The organism is Mycobacterium sp. (assembly GCF_049585075.1).
Taxonomy (GTDB): domain Bacteria; phylum Actinomycetota; class Actinomycetes; order Mycobacteriales; family Mycobacteriaceae; genus Mycobacterium.
This window is the reverse complement of the sequence record NZ_JBAUZA010000528.1, coordinates 1-2,570: the sequence shown is the minus strand read 5'-3', so window position 1 is coordinate 2,570 and position 2,570 is coordinate 1. Positions and strand designations below refer to the sequence as shown.

The 2,570-nt window shown below is 66.1% G+C and carries 3 protein-coding genes and 1 pseudogene; 3 read left to right on the top strand and 1 reads right to left on the bottom strand.

All coding sequences use genetic code 11. The features are described from left to right. Positions 1-137: pseudogene (locus WB785_RS24335) on the bottom strand (hypothetical protein); the annotation flags it as partial. 177 nt (positions 138-314) lie between these two features. Here WB785_RS24335 and trmB point away from each other — a divergent pair. The 3 genes from trmB to WB785_RS24320 form a co-directional block, all read left to right on the top strand. Further along, positions 315-1,133 carry a tRNA (guanosine(46)-N7)-methyltransferase TrmB gene (trmB, locus tag WB785_RS24330; RefSeq protein ID WP_424082592.1) on the top strand — a complete coding sequence of 273 codons (819 nt, stop codon included), beginning with the start codon at positions 315-317 and terminating at the stop codon, positions 1,131-1,133. A gap of 29 nt (positions 1,134-1,162) precedes the next feature. Continuing rightward, the gene (locus WB785_RS24325; protein WP_424082593.1) at positions 1,163-1,825 is read left to right on the top strand and encodes an NYN domain-containing protein; all 663 of its coding nucleotides are present in this window, start codon (positions 1,163-1,165) and stop codon (positions 1,823-1,825) included. Positions 1,826-1,873: 48 nt separating this feature from the next. Continuing rightward, on the top strand, positions 1,874-2,570 hold a 697-nt coding region (locus tag WB785_RS24320), incomplete at its 3' end, for an MMPL family transporter (protein WP_424082590.1).

The following is a 2,570-nucleotide window of genomic DNA, read 5'->3' as shown; positions in this document are numbered from 1 at the left end:
ACTCCGCGCCGTCCGGACACCGCCACCCGAAGCGGTGCGGCGAGCTGGTTGGCGATCGCGGCACAGCGCGCGTCAGCGGCGTCGGTGGCGAATCGCTCCAGCTCATCGACAAAAATCTGGTAGCCCTGTCGGTTCATGCGTTCGCCTGTTAAGTCCATCCCCTGTCGGTCGTGCTCTGGCACCGCCCATTGTCGCCGGGGCGGGTCTGCCGCTGAATGGTGGCATCTGCTGCGCCGGGACGCGAGCCACTCGCTACCAGTCGAAGGCAACTGTTGGGTATCAATCTGGGCCGCGAGAGGCAACATGGTCGGTTAATGGGTAACGATGAACGGATGCGCGCGCAGCCCTCGGTGGAAGCGGCCATACCGCCGACACCGTCTGACACCCTGCCCGCAGCACGCACTGCCGGCGGGTATCGCCGGAACACCAGCTTCCGGTCGCGACGTTCTGCGCTATCGGCCGGCCAGCAGCGGACCTGGGAGCGGCTGTGGCCGGAACTCGGCATCGTTGCCTCCTCGGGGGACAGCCCCGACACGGCCGACGAGCCGCTGAACACCGCCGCCTGGTTTGGCCGCGATGCACCGCTCGTGCTCGAAATCGGTTGTGGCACAGGGACTTCTACCCTAGCTATGGCGCAATCGGAGCCGGACGTCGATGTCATCGCCGCCGAGGTGTACCGACGCGGGCTGGCACAGCTGCTCTCCGCGATCGAACGGGAAAACGTCACCAATATCCGGCTGATTCGCGGGGATGCCGTCGACGTGCTGGAATCTCTGATCGCGCCGGGCTCGCTGAGCGGGGTTCGGGTGTTCTTCCCCGATCCATGGCCCAAGTCCCGACACCACAAACGCCGGCTGCTCCAGCCCCCCACGGTTGCGCTGATCGCTGACCGGCTCCGGGCCGGGGGTGTGCTGCACGCCGCCACCGACCATCCCGGTTACGCCGAGCAGATCGCCGAGGTGGGCGACGCCGAACCCCTGCTGACCCGGGTGGATCCGGCATGGCGAGAAGCGGCCGGACTACCTATCTCGGTCGTCCGCCCGACCACCAAATATGAGGGCAAGGCGCAGCATGCCGGCAGCGCTGTCGCTGAATTGGTGTGGCAGCGCCGCTCCGAAAGAAGCCGCCCATGAGTTTGACCGACCAAACGACAGCAGAACCGATGGCGCTGTCCGGCGGCGCCGAGCCCGACGCCGAACCAGCCGTTCGGCGGGTGCTTTTGGTGTGGGATGCGCCGAACTTGGACATGGGCCTGGGATCGATCTTGGGCCGCAGGCCCACGGCGCTGGAACGCCCGCGTTTCGACGCGCTTGGTCGCTGGTTGCTGGCCCGCACCGCCGAGGTCGCAGCCAACCGCCAAGATGTCTCAGCCGAGCCCGAGGCCACCGTATTCACCAACATCGCGCCGGGCAGCGCCGAAGTGGTCCGGCCGTGGGTGGATGCGCTGCGTAACGTGGGGTTTGCTGTCTTCGCCAAGCCGAAACTCGACGAAGACAGCGATGTGGACAGCGACATGCTGGATCACATCGCGCAGCGCAGCGCCAGCGGACTGGCGGCGCTGGTAGTAGCGTCGGCCGACGGCCAGGCGTTCCGCTTGCCGCTTGAGGAAATCTCGCGCGGCGGGGTACCCGTGCAGGTGCTTGGATTTCGCGAACATGCTAGTTGGGCGCTAGCGTCGGATACCTTGGAGTTTGTTGACCTGGAGGACATCGCAGGTGTTTTCCGGGAGCCGCTGCCGCGGATCGGACTCGATTCGCTGCCTGAGAAGGGGGCGTGGCTACAACCGTTCCGGCCACTGTCTTCGTTGCTGACCTCGCGTGTCTGACAACTGGAAACCAATGCGCGGGTCGCCGCCGAGGATTAAGGAGTAGACGTGTTCGCCTGGTGGGGTCGAACTGTGTACCGCTACCGGTTCGTCGTAATCGGCGTCACGGTGGCGCTGAGCCTGCTCGGCGGCATCTTCGGGATCAGCCTCGGCAAGCACGTCACGCAGAGTGGTTTCTACGACGACGGCAGCCAGTCAGTCAAGGCATCGGTGCTCGGTGACCACACCTACGGACGTGACCGCACCAGCCACATCGTGGCGACCTTCACCGCACCCAAGTCGGTCACCGACCCGGCGTGGCAGAAGAAGGTCGTCGACGAACTCAACGCCTTCAAGAAGGACCACCCCGACCAGGTCGTCGGCTGGGCCGGCTGGCTGGCGGCGCCGTCCAGCACCGAGCCCGTCATCAAGGGGATGGCCAGCGAGGACGGCAAGCACACCTTCGTCAGCATCCCGTTGAAGGGCGATGACGACGACACGATCCTGACCAACTACAAGGACATCGAGCCGGGTCTGCAGAAGCTCAACGACGGCAAGGTCCAGCTCGCCGGCCTGGAGCCGATCGCCAACGCGTTGACCGGGACCATCGCCACCGACCAGAAGCGCATGGAGGTGCTGGCGCTGCCGCTGGTCGCGGTCGTGCTCTTCCTGGTGTTCGGCGGGGTGATCGCGGCCTCCCTGCCCGTGATGGTGGGCGGCCTGAGTATCGCCGGCTCGCTGGGCATCCTGCGCCTCATCGCAATGT